The sequence below is a fragment of the Paraburkholderia agricolaris genome, assembly GCF_009455635.1.
Classification (GTDB): Bacteria; Pseudomonadota; Gammaproteobacteria; order Burkholderiales; family Burkholderiaceae; genus Paraburkholderia; species Paraburkholderia agricolaris.
Window position 1 is genome coordinate 3762919 of sequence record NZ_QPER01000001.1, and the last position, 21287, is coordinate 3784205.

At 62.4% G+C, this 21287-nt stretch carries 17 protein-coding genes; 11 read left to right on the plus strand and 6 right to left on the minus strand.

The window, feature by feature from the left end:
* The first annotated feature begins 11 nt into the window (after positions 1-11).
* Together GH665_RS16555 and GH665_RS16560 are read left to right on the plus strand one after the other, a co-directional pair.
* On the plus strand, positions 12-3224 hold the full coding sequence (locus tag GH665_RS16555; protein WP_153136756.1) for an efflux RND transporter permease subunit: 3213 nt from the start codon (positions 12-14) through the stop codon (positions 3222-3224).
* 88 nt (positions 3225-3312) lie between these two features.
* A complete protein-coding gene (locus GH665_RS16560) occupies positions 3313-3573 on the plus strand; it encodes a hypothetical protein (RefSeq protein WP_120297970.1) in 261 nt (86 codons plus the stop codon).
* A gap of 7 nt (positions 3574-3580) precedes the next feature.
* Here GH665_RS16560 and GH665_RS16565 read toward each other — a convergent pair whose 3' ends face one another.
* From GH665_RS16565 to GH665_RS16590, 6 genes are all read right to left on the minus strand, one after another.
* On the minus strand, positions 3581-4705 hold the full coding sequence (locus tag GH665_RS16565) for a Gfo/Idh/MocA family protein (protein ID WP_153138524.1): 1125 nt from the start codon (positions 4703-4705) through the stop codon (positions 3581-3583).
* Between the two features lie 84 nt (positions 4706-4789).
* Positions 4790-5839 carry a sugar phosphate isomerase/epimerase family protein gene (locus tag GH665_RS16570; RefSeq protein WP_153136757.1) on the minus strand — a complete coding sequence of 350 codons (1050 nt, stop codon included), beginning with the start codon at positions 5837-5839 and terminating at the stop codon, positions 4790-4792.
* Between the two features lie 79 nt (positions 5840-5918).
* A complete protein-coding gene (locus GH665_RS16575; protein ID WP_153136758.1) occupies positions 5919-6881 on the minus strand; it encodes a substrate-binding domain-containing protein in 963 nt (320 codons plus the stop codon).
* An 82-nt stretch (positions 6882-6963) separates the two neighbouring features.
* Complete coding sequence (locus tag GH665_RS16580; RefSeq protein WP_028200552.1) at positions 6964-7977, minus strand: ABC transporter permease; 1014 nt, start codon at positions 7975-7977, stop codon at positions 6964-6966.
* A complete protein-coding gene (locus GH665_RS16585; RefSeq protein WP_153136759.1) occupies positions 7958-9445 on the minus strand; it encodes a sugar ABC transporter ATP-binding protein in 1488 nt (495 codons plus the stop codon). Before GH665_RS16585 ends, GH665_RS16580 begins: the two co-directional genes overlap by 20 nt.
* A gap of 3 nt (positions 9446-9448) precedes the next feature.
* On the minus strand, positions 9449-10534 hold the full coding sequence (locus tag GH665_RS16590; RefSeq protein ID WP_153138526.1) for a LacI family DNA-binding transcriptional regulator: 1086 nt from the start codon (positions 10532-10534) through the stop codon (positions 9449-9451).
* Between the two features lie 353 nt (positions 10535-10887).
* Here GH665_RS16590 and GH665_RS16595 point away from each other — a divergent pair, with 353 nt between their 5' ends.
* The 9 genes from GH665_RS16595 to urtB all read left to right on the plus strand — a co-directional run bounded on the left by GH665_RS16595 (position 10888) and on the right by urtB (position 21287).
* On the plus strand, positions 10888-11541 hold the full coding sequence (locus GH665_RS16595) for a protein-L-isoaspartate O-methyltransferase family protein (RefSeq protein WP_153136760.1): 654 nt from the start codon (positions 10888-10890) through the stop codon (positions 11539-11541).
* A 59-nt stretch (positions 11542-11600) separates the two neighbouring features.
* Positions 11601-11924: a rhodanese-like domain-containing protein gene (locus GH665_RS16600; RefSeq protein WP_028200548.1), complete on the plus strand. Its 324-nt coding sequence runs from the start codon at positions 11601-11603 to the stop codon at positions 11922-11924.
* A gap of 40 nt (positions 11925-11964) precedes the next feature.
* Positions 11965-13485 carry a TolC family outer membrane protein gene (locus GH665_RS16605; RefSeq protein ID WP_246216227.1) on the plus strand — a complete coding sequence of 507 codons (1521 nt, stop codon included), beginning with the start codon at positions 11965-11967 and terminating at the stop codon, positions 13483-13485.
* Positions 13486-13617: 132 nt separating this feature from the next.
* The gene (locus GH665_RS16610) at positions 13618-14094 is read left to right on the plus strand and encodes a DUF2844 domain-containing protein (protein ID WP_153136762.1); all 477 of its coding nucleotides are present in this window, start codon (positions 13618-13620) and stop codon (positions 14092-14094) included.
* A 32-nt stretch (positions 14095-14126) separates the two neighbouring features.
* Positions 14127-15428 (plus strand): DUF3443 domain-containing protein, encoded by a 1302-nt coding sequence (locus GH665_RS16615; RefSeq protein ID WP_153136763.1) that lies wholly within the window; start codon positions 14127-14129, stop codon positions 15426-15428.
* Between the two features lie 170 nt (positions 15429-15598).
* On the plus strand, positions 15599-16051 hold the full coding sequence (locus tag GH665_RS16620) for a DUF2844 domain-containing protein (protein WP_153136764.1): 453 nt from the start codon (positions 15599-15601) through the stop codon (positions 16049-16051).
* A gap of 33 nt (positions 16052-16084) precedes the next feature.
* Complete coding sequence (locus GH665_RS16625; protein WP_153136765.1) at positions 16085-17641, plus strand: DUF3443 domain-containing protein; 1557 nt, start codon at positions 16085-16087, stop codon at positions 17639-17641.
* Positions 17642-18238: 597 nt separating this feature from the next.
* Positions 18239-19537: an urea ABC transporter substrate-binding protein gene (urtA, locus tag GH665_RS16630; protein ID WP_153136766.1), complete on the plus strand. Its 1299-nt coding sequence runs from the start codon at positions 18239-18241 to the stop codon at positions 19535-19537.
* A gap of 112 nt (positions 19538-19649) precedes the next feature.
* Positions 19650-21287, plus strand: coding sequence for an urea ABC transporter permease subunit UrtB (gene urtB / locus GH665_RS16635; protein WP_153136767.1), 1638 nt, complete (start codon positions 19650-19652; stop codon positions 21285-21287).

The following is a 21287-nucleotide window of genomic DNA, read 5'->3' on the forward strand; positions in this document are numbered from 1 at the left end:
AGTCCTTGCCCATGTGGTTCACCCGCATCAGCATCGGCAACCCGGTGCTCGCCACGATGATGATGATGGCGCTGCTCGTCATCGGGCTGTTTTCTTATCAGCGGCTCAAGGTCGATCAGTTCCCGGACATCGCATTTCCGGTCGTGGTCGTGCAGACCGCGTATCCGGGGGCCTCGCCGGAATCGGTCGAGTCGGACGTCACGCGCAAGATCGAAGAAGCGGTCAACACGATCAGCGGCATCGACGAAATCACCTCGCGTTCATACGACGCGCAGTCGATCGTGATCGTGCAATTCGATCTTTCCGTGGACGCAGTGCAAGCCGCCCAGGACGTGCGCGACAAGATCGCGCTGATTCGCCCCGATCTGCGCGACGGCGTGAAAGATCCGCGCGTGCTGCGCTACGACCCGTCGGATATGCCGATCATCACCGTGGCGATCTCGAACGCGCCAGGCGCGTCGCTGTCCACGCGCGATCTCACCACGGTCGCCGATCAGATCGTGCGCAAGCGGCTCGAAACCGTGCGCGGCGTCGGCTCGGTGTCGCTGGTGGGCGGCGTAAAGCGGCAAGTGCAGATCGACGTGAATCCGCAGAAGCTGCAGGCGCTGTCGATCGGCGTCGATCAGGTGATCCGTGCCGTGCAGAACGAGAACCAGGAGATTCCGGCCGGTCCGCTCACATCGAGCACGATCGAACAGACCGTACAGGTCAAAGGCCGCTTCGAGAAACCGGACGATTTCAAACGCATCATCGTCGCGCGGCGCGGCGCGCAGTCGGCGATTCCGACCGCCACCTCCGCCACTCAGCCCGTCACGCTCGATCAGGTCGCCGATGTCGTGGACGGTCAGCAGGAACCAGACAGCATGGCCTTGCTGAATGGGCAGCGCGCGCTGTTCCTGTCGATCATCAAGGCGCAAGGCGAAAACACCGTGGACGTCGCGCACGGCGTGCGTGACGCCGTCGCCCTGCTGCAACCGCAACTGCCGCCGGGCGTCAAACTCGATATCACCGACGATTCGTCGATCAACATCGAGGAAAGCGTCAACGAAGTGAAGGGCACCCTCCTCGAAGGCGCGCTGCTGACGGTGCTGATCGTGTTCCTGTTCCTCGGCTCGTGGCGCAGTACGGTGATCACCGGCCTCACCCTGCCGATCGCGCTGATCGGCACCTTCGCAGTGATGTACGCGTGCGGTTTCACGATCAACGTGATTACGCTGATGGCGTTATCTTTATGTGTCGGTTTGCTGATCGACGATGCGATCGTGGTGCGCGAAAACATCGTGCGGCACGTACAGCTCGGCGCGGACCACCGCACCGCCGCGCTCGACGGCACCAAGGAAATCGCGCTCGCCGTGCTGGCGACCACCTTTTCGATCGTCGCCGTATTTCTGCCAGTGGGCTTCATGGGCGGCATCATCGGCCGCTTCTTCCATCAGTTCGGCATCACGGTAGCCGCCGCCGTGCTGATCTCGATGTTCGTGTCGTTCACGCTCGATCCGATGCTGTCCTCCATCTGGCCGGACCCCGATCTGCACGACGCCGACACGGGCCGCAAGGGCCACCGCTATGGGCGCATCATCGGACGTTCGCTGCATCTGTTCGACAAGCAGATCGACCGGCTCACCACGTTCTACCAGCGTCTGCTCGGCTGGTCGCTGAAGCACCGCGCGATCACGCTGGTCGTGGCCGCGGCCACGTTCTTCGGCAGCCTGTTTCTGGTGCCGTTCGTCGGCACCGAGTTCGTGCCGAATGCGGACTTCTCCGAAACGCAGATCGGTTTGAACACACCGGTGGGCACCTCGCTTGAGGCCACTTCGGAAAAAGTGAAACAGGTGCAGGCAATTCTCGCCACCTACCCCGAAGTGCGCTTCAGTTACGCCACAGTCAACTCAGGCAATACGCAAGGTAAGAACACCGCGCTGATCACCGTGCGCCTGAAGGACCGCCGCGACCGCACGCGCGGCATGGCCGAACTGAACGACGCATTTCGCGCGCGGCTTGCCTCGGTGGCGGGCGTGTCGATCACCGAAATCGGCATGCCCGACGGTGCCGGCAGCACGAAAGCAATCCAGTTGAGCTTGCAGGGCGACAACATCGACGAACTGCGCCGGCTTTCGGATGCGGCTCAGGCGCGGATTGCAAAGATCCCAGGGCTCGTCGATCTCGATTCGAGTCTCAAGGCGGATAAGCCGATTGTCGCGATCAACGTGAAACGCGAACTGGCATCCGACCTCGGCGTGGGCGTGGCCGATATCGGCACCGCGTTGCGGCCGCTGCTTTCCGGCGACGCGATCAGCACGTGGCGCGCGCCCGACGACCAGGACTACGACGTCAGCGTGCGCTTGCCGCGTGCGCAGCGCGAGGACGTGGACGATCTGGCGAGGCTGATGATCGCCACCAGCCGCACGGACTCGAACGGCGCGCCCGTGCTGGTGCCGCTGCGGCAGATCGCGGATATCGTCAAGACGACCGGCCCCGACGTGTTGAACCGGCGCGACCTGCAGCGCGAGGTGATGCTGTCGGCGAACGTGAATGGCCGCTCGCCTGGCGAAGTGGCTTCGGACGTCGCGAAGACACTCGACGCGATGCATTTGCCGGCGGGCTATCACTATCGATTCGAAGGCTCGACCAAGAGCATGAACGAGTCGTTCGTCTACGCGGTGGAGGCGTTAGCGCTCGCGGTGATCTTTATCTACATGATTCTCGCATCGCAATTCGCCAGCTTCGCGCAGCCGCTCGCCATCATGGCGTCGCTACCGCTCACCCTGATCGGCGTGCTGATCGCGCTGCTGCTGTTCGGTAGTACGCTGAACATGTTCTCGATCATCGGCTTCGTGATGCTGATGGGTCTCGTGACAAAGAACGCAATTTTGCTGATCGACTTCGCGAACCAGGCGCGGCGCGGCACCCTGCTCGACGCATCCGGCAAGGGCCGCATGATGGAACGGCGAGAAGCGCTGCTCGAAGCGGCACGTGTGCGTCTGCGGCCGATTCTGATGACCACGCTGGCGATGATCTTCGGCATGCTGCCGCTGGCGGCGGCGCTCGGCGAAGGCGGGGAGCAACGCGGGCCACTCGGACAGACGGTGATCGGCGGCGTGATTACGTCGTCGATTCTGACGCTGGTGGTCGTGCCGGTGGTCTACACGGTGCTCGAGGACTGGGCGGACTGGCTGCGACGCAAGTTCAAACGCAAGGCGTACACCGTGAAGGATCGCGTGTAACGGCTAAGTCCGCGCAATGTAGCAATTTCGCGTGCAGTGCGCGAAGTTGCTACAGTAGAAGCCTTTCCCCGACCAGCCGTCCCCCATCATGCGCACCACCCGAGCCATCCACGCCGTCGAGCGGCTGAAAACCCGCAGCGGCAATCCGCAGTTCGCCGCGATCAGCCTGTCCGGCGGCCTGTTTTATCTGGTCGACAAATCGAGCGGCACGGACAAGAAGGTTTCCGATCCGCTCACGCTCGACGATTTCGTCAAATTCGTCGACGGTTTTGGACCGCCCAAGCCGCGTAAGGCAAGCAAGCTCGATATCGCCTTTGAAGAGCAGATCAGGAAGAGCAAGGGCGGTTGAGGATTTCTCAGCCGCTCGCGATCTCGCGCCACTGACCGTCCGCCGCGCTGCTTGCCAACACCGCGTCGATGAAGCGCAGGCCCGCCACCCCGTCATCCACCGTGGTCAGCAGCAGGCTTTCGGCGGGTAACGGTTGACCCGCGTTCAACGCTTCGATCTGTAGGGCCGCATCTTTGTACAACTGCGCGAACGCTTCCAGATAACCCTCAGGATGCCCCGCCGGCACGCGTGTCGCGTGCGCGGCGAGTACGCTTTTCACCCGCCCGCGCGTCAGACGCTCAGCCGCGCCGCCCAGCGGCGTGAACCACAATTCGTTCGGATTCTCCTGATCGAAGGCAAGATTTGCTTTCGTCCCATACACCCGCAGACGCAGCGCATTCTCCGCGCCGCTTGCCACCTGGCTCGCCCACAGCATGCCGAGCGCGCCGTTCGGATAGCGCAACATCGCCTGCACGTGGTCGTCGATACGGCGGCCCGGCACAAACGTATGCAACTCTGCCGATAACGACGACGGCGTCATGCCCGTCATGAAGGCGGCAAGGTGATACGCATGCGTGCCGATGTCGCCCAGACAGCCGGCAGGACCCGCTAACGAGGGATCCGTACGCCAGCCAGCCTGCTTGTTCGTGCCGCCTGTTTCGATCGGCTCGGCCAGCCAGTCCTGTGCATATTCGACTTGCACCACGCGTATTTCACCGAGTTCGCCGTTCTCGATGAGCTCACGGCCATGGCGTACGAGCGGGTAACCGGAATACGTATGCGTTAGCGCGAACAGCCTGTTCTTCTCGCGAGCGAGCTTTGCCAGTGCCTCGCCCTCCGCTAACGAGATGGCCAGCGGCTTGTCGCAGATCACATGGATGCCCGCCTCGAGAAAAGCCGTCGCTACTGGCGCATGCAGATGATTCGGCGTGACGATTGCGACCGCGTCGATACCGTCCCCACGGGCGGCTTCGGCGCGCGCCATCTCGCGCCAGTCCGCGTAGCTGCGCGCGATACCGGCCTCGGCCGCGCTCGCTTGCGCACGCTGCGGATCGGAGGACAACGCACCTGCCAGCAGTTCGAAGCGATCGTCGAGCCGCGCCGCGATCCGATGCACTGCGCCGATAAACGCGCCCTGGCCGCCACCGACCATGCCGAGCCGGAGTTTTCTGTGTTTTCCTTGCGACACCCTCGCTCCTTTTCGATCTGCTTTAGCCACTCCAGTATTAGAGCGCAGTCAAATTCCAAGCACGCGTTTTAACTGTGCGGCATCTACACCGCTGCCGGCGAAATCGTCGAACGCGTGCTCGGCCACACGAATGATGTGACGGCGTATGAACTCTGCGCCTTCACGCGCGCCATCCTGCGGATGCTTCAACGCGCACTCCCATTCCAGCACCGCCCAACCCGGAAAATCGTATTGCGCCATCTTCGAGAAGATCGCACCGAAATCGATCTGCCCGTCGCCAAGCGACCGGAAGCGCCCCGCGCGCTCAACCCAGCCGCTATAGCCGCCGTACACGCCCTGCTTGCCGCTCGGACGAAATTCCGCATCCTTCACATGGAACGCCTTGATGCGCTCGTGATAGATGTCGATGAACGCGAGGTAGTCCAGTTGCTGCAAGACGAAATGGCTCGGGTCGTAAAGGATGTTCGCGCGCGGGTGCTGTTTCACCGCATCCAGAAAGCGCTCGAAGCTCACGCCGTCGTACAGGTCCTCGCCTGGATGCAATTCGTAGCACACATCCACACCCACTTCGTCGAACGCATCGAGAATCGGTGCCCAGCGGCGCGCGAGTTCGTCGAAAGCGGCCTCGATCAAACCTGCCGGACGCTGTGGCCATGGATACAGATACGGCCACGCCAGTGCGCCGGAAAACGAAACATGCGTATCGAGACTCAAGCGCTGCGAAGCCTTCGCTGCGAGCTTCATCTGCTCGATGGCCCACTGCGTGCGCGCAGCAGGATTGCCGCGCACGTGCTGCGCGGCAAAGCCGTCGAACAATGCGTCGTAGGCCGGATGCACCGCAACGAGTTGCCCTTGCAGATGCGTCGACAGTTCGGTAATCGTCACGCCCGCGTCTTCCGCGATCTCGCGCAGCTCATCGCAATAGGTCTGGCTCGCCGCCGCCTGCTCGAGATCGATCAGGCGCGTATCGCATGGCACCTGAATCCCCTTGAAGCCGAGACTCGCCGCCCAACCCGCCAGGTGCGCGAGGTTATCGAACGGCACCTCGTCGCCCATGAACTGGGCGAGGAAAATCGCCGGCCCTTTGATGGTTTTCATCGTACGGTTCCTCGAACTATGGCGCGCCTGTCACGCCACTACGACAGAGACACGGCAAGCACGCACGGGACGCCCGCAATCAGAACGGCGAGTCAGGAAAGTAGAACTGCTGCGCGTTTTCCTTCGTGATAAGCACCGACGGAATGATCGTGGTCGGCGGCAGTTTGTCGCCCTTCAGACGCGCTTCGGCGGTAAGCTTGATTGCGTCGTAGATGAATTTCGGCGAGTACGACACGTCGGCCTTGATCATCGGCGCACCGTCCATCACGTTCTTCACCATACCCTTCGATCCCGCCCCGCCGAATACGATCTTGATGTCGGTGCGCTTGGCCTGTTCGATCGCCTTGAGCACGCCGACAGCCATGTCGTCGTCAGCTGCCCAGACCGCGTCGATATGCTTGAAGCGCGTGAGATAGTCTTGCATCACCTTGAATGCGTCATCGCGATTCCAGTTCGCGTACTTGGCGTCGAGGATTTTCATCTGCGGATAGTTCTTGATCACGTTCGTGAACGCGGTCCAGCGTTCATTGTCGAGCGTGGTCGGAATGCCGCGCAACGCGACGATGTCGCCCTTGCCGTCGAGTGCTTTCGCCAGATACTCGGCGGGAATCTTGCCGAACGCGGTGTTGTCGCCCGCAACGTACGCATCCTGCGCACTCGTATCCGTCAGACCGCGATCCACCACCGTCACATACACGCCTTTCTTCTTCACCTGCGCGACCGGTTGCGTGAGCGAGGCCGACTCAAACGGGAAAATCACCAGCGCGTTGATCTTGTTTACCGTCACCAGATCCTGCAACTGGTTTGCCTGTTCCGGCGAGCCGGCCGCGGTTTTCACGATCACCTTCAGATCAGGATGCGCTTTTTCCAGATCGGTTTTCGCCTTGTTCGCCCACCAGACGATGCCACCCGTAAAGCCGTGGTCGGCCGTTGGAATCGCGACGCCCAGCGTGACCTTCTCGTCGGCACGCGCGACGCCTGCCGTGCCCAGTATCCCCAACGCCAGCATGCCGGCGCCGACCGCTCGAATGACCTGCTTCATGGTTGTGTCTCCGTTGTGAGGCGTTCATGCGCCCCGATTCTCGAACTTGCCGTTGTATCCGTTGAAGCTCAACGCCTACCACTTACCGCCGTCCGCGCTGCACGAACGCGACGAAGATAATCACGACACCCTGCACCGCCGCGTTCAGATACACGCTGATGATGCTGGTCAGATTCAGAATGTTGGCGATCACTGAAAGCAGGATCGCACCGATCACCGTGCCGATCACACGCCCTTCGCCGCCTTTCAGCGCCGTGCCGCCCACCACCACCGATGCGATCGCTTCCAGTTCCCAAAGCAGGCCGGTGGTTGGCGTGGCGGAACCGAGCCGCGGTACGTACAGCACCGTCGCCACACCAACGCAGATGCCGAGCAATACGTACGTGACGATCTTCACGGTATCGACGCGAATCGCCGCATAGCGCGCAACCTGTTCGTTCGAACCAATTGCCTGCACGTGGCGGCCGAACGCAGTGCGATTGAGGATCAACGCGCCGCCCGCCGCGACAACCAGGAACACCCAGATCGGCACCGGTACGCCAAACAGACTTGCGTAATAAACCGGGCCGTACAAGTCGGATAACGAGTTGTCCAAAGTCAGCGCGCCGCCATCCGCGAGCCACGTCAGCACCGCGCGAAAAATGCCCAGCGTGCCCAACGTGACGATGAACGGCTCGATGCGTCCTTTGGTGATCAACAGCCCGTGCGCGCAGCCGAACAAACCGCCGAGCACCAGCGCGAACACGATGCCGAGCGTCAGGATCAGCAAGGGCGCAAGCGTATGACCGCCGACACCGGCGGCAAGTCCGTTCATCAGCCAGATCATGCTGCCCGCGATCAGCGCCGCCATCGACCCGACCGACAGATCGATGCCGCCCGAGATAATCACAAAGGTCATGCCGACCGCGATGATGCCGATGAACGACGTGCGCGTGAGCACGTTCATCATGTTGTCGAGCGTCGCGAAATCGCGGTTGAGCAGCGTGCCGACAATGCACAGCGCGATCAGCCCAACCAGCGGCCCGAGCGCGTACAGACGGTGCGCGAAGCGCAGCGCGCGGCCGGATTGGACGGCTTCAGTGGGTGCCGGTCGCATGGGCGATCAACTCCTCTTCGGTCAGATGCTCGAGCGTGAGCGTAGTTTGCAGGCGCCCCGCGCGCATCACGGCAACGCGATGGCACAGGCCAATCAGTTCGATCAGTTCGGATGAAATAACGACCACCGCGCGGCCCTGCGCGGCAAGCCGGTGAATCAGAAAATAGATGTCGCGTTTCGCACCGACATCGACGCCGCGCGTCGGTTCGTCCAGCACGATCACGTTCGGATCGGGCTGCAGGAATTTGGCGAGCGCGAGCTTCTGCTGATTGCCGCCGGAGAGCATGCGCGCGCGGCTCGACAGATCGCCGGTGCGAATGCCGAAGTCGCTCACCGCCTTCGTCAACGCGGCGCGCCCCGCTTTCATGTCGAGCAACGGGTGCGCGTAGCGTTCGAGCGTCATGAGCGTGACGTTGTCCTGCAAGCTCAGATTCACATGCAGGCCTTTGCCTTTGCGGTCTTCACTCAGATAAGTAAGACCGTGGCGCATCGCGTCGCGAGGGTTTTTCAGATCGGCGCGGCGGCCGGCGATCTCGATGCGACCCGCCGTGCGTTTGCGCAGGCCGAGGATCGCTTCGAACGCTTCGGTGCGGCCCGCGCCCACGAGGCCGGCAAATCCCAGCACCTCGCCGGCGCGCACGTCGAAGCTCAGATCCTCGACCCAGTCCGGCACCGCGAGGCCGCTCACTTTCAACGCGACCGGCGCGTCCGCGGGCACGGCGATCTTGTCGGGGAACATATCGGACACGTCGCGCCCGACCATCAGGTTCGCCATCTGCTGTCGCGCGAGTCCCGCGGTTTCACTGCGCGCGACAAAGCGGCCATCGCGCATCACGATCACTTCGTCGGTAATACGCTCGACTTCATCAAGCTTGTGCGAGATGTAGATGAGGGTCACGCCGTCGGCTTTGAGCTTGGCCATCAGTGTGAAAAGGCGCTCGGTTTCCGCAGGCGTGAGCGTGGCGGTCGGTTCATCCATGATCAGCAAACGCGCGCGACGCGACAGCGCCTTGGCGATCTCCACCATCTGCTTTTCCGCGACGATCAACTCGCGCACCTGCGTATCCGGCGCTTTTTCGAGGCCGACCTGCGCGAGATATCGCGCGGCATCGGCGCGCATGGCAGCATCGTCGACGAACCAGCCGCGCTTTTTTTCATGGCCGAGATACATGTTCTGCGCGATCGTCAGATGCTCGGCAAGATTGAACTCCTGGTGAATCAGCACGATGCCTTGCGCTTCCGCGTCGCGGGAACCGGCGAACTGCTGCGCGTGGCCGTCAACCAGCAAGGTGCCCGAGCTTGCCGTTTCGTAGCCGGCAAGTATCTTCATCAGCGTCGATTTGCCCGCGCCGTTCTCGCCGAGCAACCCATAGATGCGTCCCGGCGTCAGTTCAAAGCTCACGCCATGCAGCACACGCACCGGGCCGAAGTCTTTGCGGATATCGTCGAAGCGAACGGCGAGACTCATGGCTTATGCGCTCCTGCGGATCACGAGCCGATGCGGCAGCAGCACGCCCGGCACATTCGCCAACGGATTCGCGAGCCGTTGCAGCAGGAGGCGTGCGGCGGTTTCGCCGAGTTCGCGCATCGGCTGGGCGATGGTGGTCAGTGGCGGATCGATTTGCGCCGCAAGCGAAATATCGTCGAAACCGACCACCGCGACGTCGTCCGGGACGCGCTTGCCGACATTGCGCAAACCGTGAATCACGCCGATCGCCAGCGTGTCGGAAACGGCAAAGATCGCGCTCGGCGCGTGAGGCTGCTCCATCAGCATGGCCGCAGCCGATGCACCCGCCTCGTAGTCGAGACTGTTCAGATTCATGCGCCAACTGTCATCCGGCGTGATGCCCGCTTCGGTCAACGCATCCAGATAGCCCTGCTGACGCTGCCGGGCGTACAGATAGTCGACATCCGAATTGATCAGCCCAATGCGCCGATGGCCGCGCGCGAGCAGATGCCGTACCGCATCGCCCGCCGCCCGGTAGTTGTCGATGCCGACGTACGGCACGCCCATCGCCGGATCGAACTCGCAGCACGCGACCCAGGGCAGCGCGCTGGATGCCTCGCCGAGCGCCTGCTGGATGGTGGCGGGATCGAGGCAGATCGCACCGTCGGCACGACGGCGGCGCAGCAGGTCGAAGTAGCTGCGCTCGCGGCCCGGATCGGCACCGGTGTCGCACAGCAGCACGAAGTAGCCGTGCTGGCGCGCAACGCTGTCGATGCCGCGCACGATCTCCGCGTAGAACGGGTTGCCGACGTCGGGCACCATGGTCAGCAGCAGACGGCTTTCCGCGGTGCGCAGGTTGCGCGCGAGTTCGTTGACGCGATAGCCGCTGGCGTCGACCGCCGCCAGGACCTTGTCGCGCGTGGCGGGCCGAACGTTGTCGTGACCGTTCAGCACGCGTGACACCGTCGCCACCGAGACGCCCGCCTGCTCCGCCACCTGCGAAATCGACAGCCCCTCAGCCGGACCCAGCGGCTGAGCCACGGGCCGTGGGCGCCTGGCCGACGACGTCGACGCCTTCGCGGGAGCCGCTTTGGACACCGATTTCGACACCGATCTGGACACGTGAACTCGCCACAAAATGTAATCGATTACATTTTTGGACGATCAAGACCGGAATCGCAAGGACGGATCACTAGGGATTAACACGGAGGACCCTGGGAGGAGAAGCGGAGGACAACGGAGCACAAACGCAACGGCGAGCGCCGCTCCAGGGTGCGGCCCAGCGGCGCACTGCCCGCGACGGCGTGGGTTTGCGCCGCCATTTGGTACAATCCCGCAGTTACCCTGCCGTGGCCCGCTGTGCCCTGAGTTGCACCCGGAGTTTTACCCCGGAGTTGTGCTGCAAGGCCGCCGGTCAGTGGCAAAAAATCGCAAACTCGCCAAACCACACTGCCGAATCCACCATGAACATCGAGCAAGCGCGTTTCAACATGATCGAACAGCAGATCCGCCCCTGGGAAGTGCTCGACCAGGACGTGCTGAATCTGCTCTCGATCGTCAAGCGTGAAAACTTCGTCCCCACCGTCTACCGCGATCTGGCCTTCGTCGACTTCGAAGTGCCGCTGCCGGCCGGCCAACATATGCTGGCGCCGCGCGTCGAAGCACGCGTGTTGCAGGAACTGGCGGTGAAGAAACACGAAAGCGTGCTCGAAATCGGCGCCGGCTCGGGTTACATGGCCGCCCTGCTCGCGCACCGCGCGCAGCACGTGCTGACGGTCGACATCGAACCGGAACTGGCGGAACTGGCAAAGAACAACCTGATCGCCAACGGCGTGCTGAACGCCGAAGTCGCCACCGGCGACGCCTCGCGCGGCTGGGCGAGCGCGGCGCCCTACGACGTGATCTGCGTATCGGGCGGCCTGCCGGTGCTGCCGCAGGAAATCCTCGAACATCTGAAGGTGGGCGGCCGGCTGGCGGCGTTTGTCGGCACCGCGCCGGTCATGAAGGCACAGATCATCACGCGTATCGACGAGAAGCAGTACCGTATTGCCGACGTGTTCGAGACTTACGTCGAGCCGCTGATCAACGCCGTGCAGCCGCCGCGCTTCAAGTTCTAATTCACTCGTTTATCCGTACGGCCGGCGCGTCGCCGTCCTTTGAACTGGATGTCTTGCTGATGCAAAATCTGACCGCTCCCGCGCTCGCCGAATGGCTCGCCGATCAATCGCGCCCCGCGCCCGTGCTGCTCGACGTGCGCGAACCGTGGGAAATCCAGACGGCGTCGATCGCCGGCGCCGTGTCGATCCCGATGCGTGAAATCCCCGCGCGCAGCGAAGAACTCGACGACGACGCGCAAATCGTCTGCGTGTGTCACCACGGCGCGCGCAGCGCCCAGGTCGCGATGTTCCTCGAATCACGCGGTCATACCAACGTATTCAATCTGCAGGGCGGGATCGACGCGTGGTCGCGTCAGGTCGACCCGTCCGTTCCCACCTATTGATCGCACGGTTGAAATGATGCGCCTGCGGGTGCCGGTCCTCGTGGCCTCTTTGACGCTTCATTGCGCAGCACTCGCATTTTTTCCGCTCACGGCGCACGCCGTCGGCCTCTCCCAGCTTTACGACGAAGCACTTTCGAACGACGCACAGCTGCAAAGCGCGCGCGCGGCGCTCGTCGCCCATAGCGAAGACTTGCCCCTCGCCCGCGCCAAACTGCTGCCGCAAGTCTCCGCGTCACTCACCGCGAACCGCCAAAGCACCGATTTTGGCGGCGGCTTTCCTGCTTCCTATGGCAATAGCAACGGTTACGTGATTTCACTCACGCAGCCGCTGATTCACGTCGATAGCTGGTACGGCTATGCACAGGGCAAGCTCGCGGTGGACTCGGCGCAAGCGTCGTTTGCGCAGGCCCGCCAGGATTTGATCGTGCGGCTCGGTCAGGCTTACTTCGACGCGCTCGCGTCCCAGGACAGCCTCGCGATCGTGCGCTCGCAAAAAGCGTCGATCGCGCAGCAGCTCGAATCGGCCAGGCGTTCATTCGAAGTCGGCAACACGACGATCACCGACGTCAACGAAGCGCAGGCCAAATACGATCAGGCGATCTCCCAGGAAATTGCCGCGCAGAACGATCTTGCGGTGAAGCTGGCCGCATTGCAGCAGATTGTCGGGCATGCGGTCGAGCGTGTGGATGGACTCGTCTCCGGCGCACCGCTGCCGCCTCCCATGCCCGCCGACATCAACCTGTGGGTCGATGCGGCCACCGACGGGAATTACCAGGTCGTGCTGAAGCAGATCGCGCTGGATAGCGCACAGCGCGAGACGTCGAAGGCCAAGGCCGGACATCTGCCGACCGTCGACCTGGTAGCGAGCCGTTCGCGCAGCAGTCTCGGCGCGGCCGGCGCGGGTAACTTTGGCGGCAATTTTGGTGGCGGCTTCGGCAGCGGCGCGAATACGCCCGCGCCTGGCACGCCAGCGCTCGCCGCGGAACTGGGTAACCTGGGGTCGTCGTACACGAACAGCACGATCGGCGTGCAGGTCACGATCCCGATCTTTGCGGGCGGCGCGACGCAAAGCCGCGTTCGTCAGACGCTCGCGCTCGAAGACCAGGCCTCCGCCGATCTCGATACGGCCCGGCGCAATGCCGCGCTATCGGCACGGCAAGCTTTTCTCGGCGTGGTGAGCGGGCTTGCGCAAGTGCGCGCGCTGCAGACCGCCGAGCGATCGGCGAATACCTCGCTCGAATCGAACCTGCTCGGCTATCAGGTCGGTGTGCGGATCAATATCGACGTGCTCAATGCGCAGGATCAATTGTTCTCGGCGCGTCGTGATCTGGCGAAGGCGCGTTACGACACGCTGATCAATAGCCTGAAGCTGAAGGCTTCCACCGCCAATCTCACCGATCAGGACGTGTTGCAGTTGAGCGCACTGCTGTCGCCGGTCGACGATGGCTCGCTGACCGCGTTGCCACAGGTGCCGACGGTACCGCATCCAGGCGTTGCGGCTAAGGGTGCTGCCGGGAAGCTCGGGCGGCGCGCGATGCCGAACGCGGCGACGGCCCAGTAACGCAAGACCGTTTTCCGCATCGCCCACACCTTCCTTTCGTTGTGCGCTTTCTCGGCGCCACCGCAGAAATTTCGTACGGTTTGCTGATCATTGCACAGGCACCATGCTCCGACTATTTTGTGGAGCAGTGCAATGAGACTTCTGAAGATCGCAATGCTGGCCGCAATGCTGTTGCCGCTCACATCGCATGCAACGCTGGGCGGCGCACCGAGCGCCAGCTCGTCCTCTCCGACCATGCTGCGCGCTACGCCTCAGTCTGCCGCGAGTTCCAGCACGGGCTCAGCAAACGCCACCGCCGCCGCGCCCTATACGGTGCGCGAGTCGCGCGACGCCAACGGTGTCACGATCCGCGAGTATGTACTGCCCAGTAACGTCGTGTTCGCCGTCACGTGGGAAGGGCCGATACGTCCGGACATGACGGCGTTGCTCGGCAGCTATTTCCCCAACTACGTCAGCGCCGGCGAGAGCCGCGCGCGCGGCACCGGTCCTCTGATCGAAGGCAACGGCGATTTCCGCATCGAATCGGCTGGCCGGCTGGGGCATTTCTTCGGCATGGCGTATCTGCCGCGCCTGATGCCAGCCCATGTGCTCGCGAAAGATCTGCAGTGAACCAACGCGCCGATTTCACGGAAAACACAAACATGAAAATATTTAGCAAAGCGCTCTGGGTCGTCGCCGCGATTTCCAGTGTGGCGCTTGCCGCATGCAGCGGCGGAGGCAGTGAAAGCAGCAATCAAGGTGGCAATTCCATCGGCTGGAACGCGACCCCCGACTGGATAAACAAGCCGGGAGGTTCCGGCAGTTCCGGCGATCCGGCCACGCCATCCGGCGACAAGAACAATACGGTAGCGATTCGCGTCGACAACTCGATGGGCACCATCAACATGCTTTCCGCGACGATCACCGTATGCGTGCCCGGCACGCAAGGCGCCAGCCAGTGCACGACGATCGACCGCATGCTGGTCGATACCGGCTCGGTGGGCGTACGCATTATGGCCAGCGCAATGCCCACGCTCAGCTCCCGGTTGCTCACCCAGGTCGGCGCTGTCGACGACGCGAGCGGCACGGCCCCGATCGCCGAATGCATGCCGTTCGGTTCGGGCACGACCTGGGGCTCGGTGAAACGCGCCGACGTCACGATCGGCAGCCGTACGGCAAGCAATATCCCCATCCAGTTGATTGGCGACGGCGCATACACCATCCCGTCGGACTGCGTGGCACACGGCGGCCCGGATCTCAGCACTGTCGAACGACTTGGCGCCAACGGGATTCTCGGCATCGGGTACGGAACACGTGATTCGAAAGACGCGCTGACCACCGCGCTGCCGGGAAATTATTACTATTGCACCGGCACCAACGCCTGTTTCAACACGCGCATGCTGGTGACCAAAGAGGTGATGAACCCCGTCGCCGCTTTCCCGAGCGACAACAACGGCACGATCATCCGCCTGCCCAAGCTGCCTGTGGGAGGCCAGACGAGTGTCATCGGTGAACTCACATTCGGTATCGGCACGCAGTCAAACAATGCGTTGCCGTCCAACGTGAATGTTCTGGCATTGGATGAGTACGGCGAATTTACGACTCAATACCAAGGCCAGGTGCTCAGCTGGAGCGCACTCGACAGTGGCACCAACGCCTTCGCATTCCAGGACGATGCAATCCCCACTACGTCGGGTTGGTACACGCCGTCAACCGCACTGAACCTGGCAGCCACGATGGAAGCCACCAACGGCAAGGGGACGCCCGTCAATGCGCCATTTACGATCGACAACGCCGCCCGCGTGTGGGCAAACGGAAATGCCGCTTACGACAACGTCGGCTGGTATCAGTCCAGCTCGAAGATGTTCCTGTGGGGCCTGCCCTTCTTCTACGGACGCAGTGTCTACACGACGGTGGGCAACGGCACGATAGGTAAGCAGAGCGGACCGTTTGTCGCCTTTTAACCGCCGCTGCGTGAAATGGGAGGCGATATCGCAAGGCGTCGTCTCCCTGCCTCGGCGGGAGGCTAACGAGTTGCGAAGTCGGCGTTTCCTACTCCACGTTAGGAATTGTCCGGCACTCTCATTGCTGGCCCGCAGGCACCATGCTCCGACCTGTTTTTTGGAGCAATTTAATGAAATTTGTAAAGATCGTGCTGGCCGCAGCGGCCATGTTGCCGCTCGCGTCGTATGCGGCGTTGGGTGGAGCACCGGGTGCGGGGTCGGCCCCTAAGTCCTTGCTCCAGTCCGCCGCGCCTACCTACTCTTCCGCAACCACTGCGGCTTATACCGTGCGCGAATCGCATGACACCGACGGCGTCAGGATTCGCGAATACGTGCTGCCTACCAATGTCGTGTTTGCTGTCACCTGGCAAGGGCCTGTGCGCCCCGATATGGTCGCGCTCCTCGGCAGCTACTTTCCGAACGCAGTCTCCGCAGGTTCGGGACGCGCGCGCGGCACCGGTCCGTTGATCGAACGCAACGGCGACTTTCAGATCGAGTCCGCGGGCCGGGCGGGAAACTTCTTCGGCAAGGCAGTTTTGCCGCGCCTCGTCCCTGCGAATGTCCGTGCTGACGATCTGCAGTAACACGACGCATCGATCTCACGGAACACAGGAAACATGAAGACTCTCAATAAGAAACTTTGCTTCGCGTTGCTAACGGCCAGCCTGGCTCTTTCGGCCTGCGGTGGTGGTGGTGGCGACGACGGCGACTCGAACGCGACCAAAAACAACGACAAACCGGCAACACCGACGCCGAGCCCAACGCCGTCGCCTACGCCTAGCCCGAGTCCCGCGCCGGCGCCGGCTCCGACACCGACACCGACACCGACTCCAACTCCGACTCCGACTCCGACTCCAACCCCGACTCCAACCCCGACACCAACTCCGACTCCAACCCCGACTCCGACTCCAACCCCGACCCCGACTCCGACTCCGACTCCAACTCCAACTCCAACTCCAACTCCAACTCCAACTCCAACTCCGACTCCGACTCCAACTCCGACTCCGACTCCGACTCCGACTCCAACGCCAACCACCGACGTGAACACCGCGCCTATCGTCATTGATCGCACAATGCCCGGTGCCTCGGTCAACATGCCATACGTGAGCGTCGCCATATGCATCCCTGGCGTGCAAGATGCCAACCAATGCGTAACCATCGATCACATGCTGCTCGACACTGGATCGGCGGGCGTACGCGTAATGGCCAGTGCACTGGGGTCAGCACTCGCCGGCCGATTGCCGGCGCAGACAGGGGCCTCCAACGATCCGACCGGAGGTTCCCCAATCGCCCAATGCGCAACGTTCGGGGCCGGCTACACGTGGGGTTCAATCAAACGTGCCGACGTAACGATCGGTGGCAAGACGGCAGGCAATCTCCCAATCCAGGTGATCGGCGACGCTGCGTATCCCAATGTCCCGTCAGATTGCGCTTCGCGTGGCATCAGCAACATCGGCAGCACGGTAGCCGCACTCGGCGCCAACGGCGTGGTCGGCATCAGCCCTTCGCGGACCGACTATCCATCTGCGGCACAATCCGCTCTGTCGGCCACCTACTACTATTGTCCGTCCACGGGATCATGCACCGGCGCGCGGGTGCCGCTCGACACGCAGGTCATGAATCCGGTCGCCAACTTCACGTCGGACAACAACGGCACGATCGTGCGCCTGCCCGCATTGCCAGCAGGTGGCCAGGCAACGGCGACAGGTGAATTGGTTTTCGGCATTGGTACCCGGCAAAACAACGCGCTCCCGCCGACTACAACCGTTCTAAAGGTGGATAACAGCGGTGCCTTCACCACTGTCTATCAGGGGCGCACACTCACTAGCTATGTCGATAGCGGAACCCCGATACTCTGGTTCCCGGATACGGCGACGCCAGTAAGATGGGACGACTTTTACGTGCCGCCGACTACGCTCAACCTATCCGCCACGTGGTATTCCGCCGACTATTCGACCGTCAGGAAAACCGGTACGGTTCTAACGGTGCCGTTCTCGATCGCCAACTCGTCAAACCTGCTGGCGAGCCAGTACGCTGCCTATGGCAACCTCGGCAGATTCTGGTCCGAATGGACCTTCCTCTGGGGTTTGCCGTTCTTCTACGGCCGGGATATGTACACCGCGCTCAGTAACGCCAAAGTCGGTACGCAAACCGGACCGTTTATTGCGTTCTGACCTTCCGCGACAAAATACACGTGACACATGAGGCCGGCGCCGCAAGGCGCCGGCCTTTTTCACGTCACAACGGCCAACCATTGCAACACTGCTTCTTGCCCCCGCTCACCACGGAACCTGTGAATCTGAAGCTCAAAGATCGGTGCCATCTCGCCAACAAACGCGGCGCGCTCCTGAACCAACGGGTGACGGCACGGGTATCCGTAACGCGGATATCGGATGGCTCGACGCTGGCGCGCTCATGCATGCCATGTCTCCTAGTGTGCTGGTCTTCCAATGCAGACAGACCACGGCGCATGCACAAAGGCGCGGCGGCCATGCACCGCCGACGCCCGCTGTCCGACAGGCACGCTTCGTTGCGGCGCGACACGCACCCGAACGAGGCGCACACCCCGCTTGTGCACCAGTTTCGCGCCAGATTACGCATAACTGACGTCGTGCATCTCCCGCGCCGCAGCGCGCATTCCGCCGACTTCCAGTCGAAATGACCGCATGGCATGTGCCTTGCAGTACACAAGCGGCAAGTCATGCGGGATAAGCCCTGCTGTCTGAAATCGACGCCCATAAACATTCACCATCCATGGCAAGGGGAAATACATGAAACGTCGCAGTCTGTTGAAGTTCGGCTCCATGTCGGGCGCACTGGCGCTTGCTGGTCAGGTTCCGTTTGCTCACGCGCAATCGGGCAGCGGTCCGATCAAGGTAGGCGTTCTACATTCCTTGTCGGGCACGATGGCAATCTCGGAGACCTCGCTCAAAGACACCGCGCTGATGACCATTGCGGACATCAACAAGAACGGCGGCGTCATGGGCCGCCAACTGCAACCGGTGGTCGTGGACCCGGCGTCGAACTGGCCGCTATTCGCCGAAAAAGCGCGTCAACTGATCACCCAGGAAAAGTGCGCTGTCGTATTCGGCTGCTGGACCTCGGTGTCGCGCAAGTCGGTACTGCCAGTGTTCGAAGAACTGAACGGTCTGCTGTTCTACCCCGTGCAGTACGAAGGCGAAGAAATGTCGCGCAACGTGTTCTACACGGGCGCCGCGCCGAATCAGCAGGCGATCCCGGCAACCGAATACCTGATGAGCGCGGAAGGTGGTGGCGCCAAGCGCTTCTTCCTGCTCGGCACCGATTACGTATACCCCCGCACGACCAACAAGATCCTGCGTGCGTTCCTCAAGTCGAAAGGCGTGCAGGAAGCCGATATCCAGGAGGTCTACACGCCGTTCGGCCACAGCGACTATCAGACCATCGTCGCGAACATCAAGACCTTCTCGCAAGGCGGCAAGACCGCGGTGATCTCGACCGTCAACGGCGACTCGAACGTGCCGTTCTACAAGGAACTGGGCAACCAGGGGTTGAAGGCGACGGATGTGCCGGTGGTCGCGTTCTCGGTCGGCGAAGAAGAACTCCGCGGCATCGATACCAAACCGCTGGTCGGCAACCTCGCAGCGTGGAACTACTTCATGTCGCTGCGCAACCCCACCAACGAAAAGTTCAAGAAGCAATGGGCGCAGTGGGTCAAGGACAACAACCTGCCGGGCGGCACCAAGCGTGTGACCAATGACCCGATGGAAGCGACCTTCGTCGGCATCCATATGTGGAAGCAGGCCGTCGAAAAAGCGAAGAGCACGGACGTGGACAAGGTGCGCGTGGCAATGGTCGGCCAGACGTTCGCGGCACCGTCGGGCTTCACGCTCGAAATGGACGGCAATCATCATCTGCACAAGCCGGTCATGATCGGCGAAGTGCGTGCCGACGGCCAGTTCAACGTGGTGTGGCGCACCAAGACCGCGATTCGCGCACAACCGTGGAGTCCGTTCATTGCCGGCAATTCGAGCAAGCCGGACGTAGTCAGCTCGATTCCGGCGTTTCTGAAGCGCTCGCGCGTTGCCTGATTCTGAATCTGACAGGATGACGCAGTAAGTAGCAGCAAGTAATACGACGGCGCGGCGGCGGCTCTTCAGCACGATGCCGCGCCGCCCTGCCGGTTTTTCTTCAAAGGCCATCATGGCGTTTTCATTCCTGACTGTTGCACGACGCAGCGCACGACATACCATCGGCAGCCTGGCGCTTGTGCTCCTCGCCAGCGCGCCGCTTGCCGCTTTCGCGCTGAGCCCGGCCGACGTCGCGCCACTCGCTGGCGACGACTTCGATGCGAAATCCGCGGCCATCGACAAACTGATTGCGAACCACGACAAAGAATCGCTCGCTGTCCTCAAAGCGCTCTCCGAGGACAGCGCACTCGCCACCGATTCCGGCGAGGTGCTGCTGCAAGACGGCGACACGGCGCGCGATGCCGTCACCGGCAAAACAGTCGCCGCGGGCGACGCGCAACCCGTCACCCTGAACAACCTGCTGCGCTCGAAAGTAGCCGGCGCGCTCTCGGGATTGCAACTCGATTCGCCCGACGCCGCCACACGCGGTGCCGCCATTACGGCATTGCTGCAAAACCCCGACCCGGCGATCAAGCCGCTCGTCGATGCGGCGCGCGCGAAGGAAACCGACCCGGCGCTCAAGAAACGCCTGGACACACTGTGGGCCATGACCGCGTTGCACGACGCAGACCCGGTCAAACGTCTCGAAGCCGTGCAACTGGTCGCCGCGCGGCACGATCTGGACATGAATGAACTACTGCGTCCGCTCGTCGCGAAGAAGCCGGATGGCAGCTTCAACGAAGCGGATAGCCGCGTGCGCGCCGCCGCGCAAAGCGGTATCGACGAACTCGATTCGATCCAGCGGCGCAGCCAGATCGCCGGCACGCTGTTCGCCGGCCTGTCGCTCGGCAGCGTGCTGCTGCTCGCCGCATTGGGTCTCGCGATCACGTACGGGTTGATCGGCGTGATCAACATGGCGCACGGCGAATTCCTGATGATCGGCGCATACGCCACCTATGTCGTGCAGAACCTGTTCCAGCGCTTTGCGCCCGGCGCATTCGACTGGTATCCGCTGCTTGCCGTGCCGGCTTCATTTGCCGCAGCCGGGCTGGTCGGCATCGTGCTCGAACGGCTGGTGTTGAAGCATCTGTACGGCCGTCCGCTCGAAACCCTGCTGACCACATTCGGCGTGAGCCTGATCCTGATTCAGGCAACGCGAATGCTGTTCGGCGCACAGAACGTCCAGGTGATCAACCCTGCGTGGATGAGCGGCGGCGTGACCGTGCTGCCCAATCTGATCCTGCCGTATAACCGGCTGGCGATTCTGGCGTTTTCACTGATCGTCGTCGGGATTGCGTGGGCCGTCCTGACTAAGACCCGGCTGGGTCTGTTCGTGCGGGCCGTCACGCAGAACCGGCGGATGGCGGCATGCGTCGGCGTAAAAACCGCCCGCGTCGATTCGTATGCGTTCGCATTCGGTGCGGGCATTGCAGGTCTGGGTGGCTGTGCGCTGTCGCAGATCGGCAACGTGGGGCCGGACCTCGGCCAGAGCTACATCATCGATTCATTCATGGCCGTGGTGCTCGGCGGTGTCGGCCAACTCGCCGGCACGGTAATCGGCGGCTTCGGCCTCGGGTTGGTCAGTAAGGCGATCGAGCCGTTCTGGGGTGCGGTGCTCGCCAAGATTGCGGTACTGGTGCTGATCGTGTTGTTTATCCAGAAGCGTCCGCAGGGCATGTTCGCCCTCAAGGGCCGCAGCGCGGAGGCATGA